The following is a 2511-nucleotide window of genomic DNA, read 5'->3' as shown; positions in this document are numbered from 1 at the left end:
GCCGCGGCGATCACCGCCGAGCCCACCGGCACGGTCAGCACCCGTCCCTTGGCGGCGCCCGCGACGGCGTTGAGGGCGTAGTCGGTGACGCGGGCAACCATGCCCTCGACCATCCCGCGCGAGACGACGTAGCCGAGGAGCGGCGCGAAGCGGGCGATCAGGCCCGTGACGAGGGCGATGAGCATCGGCGAGAGCACCGCCTGCAGCGTCTGGGCGAGGGCGACGAGCCAGTCGCCCCAGGGCAGGATCACGGCGGCGTCGGCCGCCAGGGCGGTCCCCGGCGGGAGGGTGAGGCAGGCGAGCGCGGTCGCCGCGAGCGTGAGCGTGCGGGGCATGGGAATCCTCAGGTGTCGCAGGTTGCGCGGCAGACCCGGCCGGCTCGGGAGAGGCGTCAGGCGCGGCGTGGGCCGGCCCGGAGGGCGTCGAGCCGGGCCAGGAGGCGCGCCAGCGGGCCGGGCGGTGCGACGACCGGCCGGATGGCGGGCGTCGGCACCGCGGCATCCGGCACGGCCGCGACCGGGCGGGCGCCCGCCACCGGCCGGGGCAACCCGCGCGCGTAGGGGGTGACGAGCTGCTCGGCCTCCGCCGCGCGCCGGCCGCGGATCGCGGCGGGCCTGTCCCACCAGAGCAGGGCCGCGCGGGCGCCCGCGAGGTCGCCCGCGTTGAGCCGCTTCAGGAAGGTCGCGCGGGTGAACGCCGCCGGGCCGATGTTGAAGCAGACCGAGACCAGGGCGTCGAAGGCGTGCTGGCCCACCGGGACCGCGAGGCCCGCCCGCACGGCCGCGACGTAGGCCGCGACGTCGCGCGAGAAGATCGCGTCGCACTCCGCCGCCGTGATGGTCAGGCCCGGCACGACCCGCGGCGGCCCGGCCGCGGAGGTGTGGCCGATGCCGATGGTCCAGACGCCGACGCTGTCGCGGTAGGCGGCCAGCCGCCGGCCCTCGCGCGCGACGAGGACGGCCTCGCCGACGGGGCTGAGATCCATGGGTTCCCTCCGGGGTGTCAGGGCAGCTGGGCGCCGTGGAAGGCGGAATCGGCCGCCGCCGCGTAGCCGTCGGCGCCGGTGAAGCGGGCGAAGACCTCGACCCACTCGCCGGCCGCCAGCGGCAGCACGGCGTCGATGAGGAGCCCGCTCACGCCGTCCGCGAGGGGCCCCGCGGCGGCGGACCGGCCGCGTCCGGCGGGGGCGCCGCCGCGGTACAGCCGCGCCTCGAACAGGCTCGGCTGGCTCGTGCCGTTGCGCCGGTAGGTCAGGGCCGCGCCGAGCCGGTAGAGCCCCGCTTCCGGCGCGACGAAGCGGTTCTGGCCTGCCCGGAAGGCGCCCTGGTCGTTGCTGTCGGCCTCGTTGAAGGCGATCCTGGTCCAGGCGCCGGCCGGGATGTAGTTGTCGTAGTTCGTGCGGGCGGAGAACTTCGCGAGGTTGGCGATGCGCGCCCACTTCGCGCCGTCGAACCATTTCAGCGCGCCCGCGCTGCTGTTGACCGCGATCTGCCCGAGCGCGCCGCCCGCGGGGTCGGCGGAGGCCGGCACGAGGGTCAGTGCCGAGAAGCGCGCGGCGGCCGGCTCGGCGGTGCCGACCGGGGTGCCGTCGAGCCCCGCAGGGAGGCGCACGCGCCCGCTTCCCGCCGCGACGCTGAGAGCCGTGACGAAGGCGGCGCCGTCCCCCGAGACCTTCAGCGCGAGGTCGTCGCCTCCAAGGAGGCCGAAGAGCGCGCGGGCCGAGAACCCGGTCTGGAAGCTCAGCGCGGCGTCGCGTCCCGCCGCCCGCCGGTTCAGCGCGAGGCGGATGTCGCCCGCCTCGGGCTTCGTCTCGTCCCAGGAGAACAGGGCGCCGTCCGCCTTCACGGCGAGGCGGTTCTCCGCGTCCGGCACCGCGTTGACGCCGAGGCCGGCGAGGTTCCGCAAGCTGCGCAGGGTCGCGGCGAGCGGGATCCAGCCCGCTCCGGTGAACAGGTAGGCCTCGCCCTCGTCCACGAGCCAGGCGAGCCAGCCGGGCCGGGGCACGAGCCCGATCCAGACGCCGCCCTGGAAGCAGGCGACCTGACCCGCGAGGCCCGTCCAGGCCCCGCCGGGATCGTCCGGCACGAGGTAGCGGTCGCCCTCCGCGGGGCTCGGCGGCGGGGCGGGGCGGTCCTTGTCGAGGCAGGCGATCTGCACCAGGGCATCGAGGAGGGCCAGCGCCTCGTTGTGGGTGACGTGCTTCTGCGCCTGCGCCGCCGCGATCAGCGGCAGCGCAAGGTTGCGGGTGGTGGACATCGGGGGGCTCCTGGGGATGATCGGGCGCTTGAGGGCCGGCGCCGACTTCCGCGCCGCGTTCCGGCGACGCGCCTCCCTCTCCCCTCTGCGGGAGAGGGTAGGCCGGCCGTGAGGCCGGGTCGGGTGAGGGGAGCGACGGTGCCGGATGGCGCTCGGCATCGACGCTGAGCCTGTGCCAGCAGCGTGGTTCCCCTCACCCGACCCGCTTCGCGGGCCACCCTCCCCCGCAGAGGGGGGAGGGGAAGCGCACGGGCG

At 76.5% G+C, this 2511-nt stretch carries 3 protein-coding genes; all 3 read right to left on the bottom strand.

Features of this window, described 5'->3' with window-relative positions:
* On the bottom strand, positions 1 to 335 hold a 335-nt coding region (locus tag AX737_RS26740), incomplete at its 3' end, for a hypothetical protein (RefSeq protein WP_082773319.1).
* A gap of 56 nt (positions 336 to 391) precedes the next feature.
* Positions 392 to 985 carry a lysozyme gene (locus tag AX737_RS26735; RefSeq protein WP_066926768.1) on the bottom strand — a complete coding sequence of 198 codons (594 nt, stop codon included), beginning with the start codon at positions 983 to 985 and terminating at the stop codon, positions 392 to 394.
* Positions 986 to 1002: 17 nt separating this feature from the next.
* On the bottom strand, positions 1003 to 2256 hold the full coding sequence (locus tag AX737_RS26730) for a DUF2793 domain-containing protein (protein WP_066926767.1): 1254 nt from the start codon (positions 2254 to 2256) through the stop codon (positions 1003 to 1005).
* Between the last annotated feature and the right edge of the window lie 255 nt (positions 2257 to 2511).

This window comes from Methylobacterium sp. CCH5-D2 (assembly GCF_001556475.1).
Lineage (GTDB): Bacteria > Pseudomonadota > Alphaproteobacteria > Rhizobiales > Beijerinckiaceae > Methylobacterium > Methylobacterium hispanicum.
The sequence above is the reverse complement of the archived record's forward strand: the minus strand, read 5'-3'. Positions and strand labels throughout refer to the sequence as shown.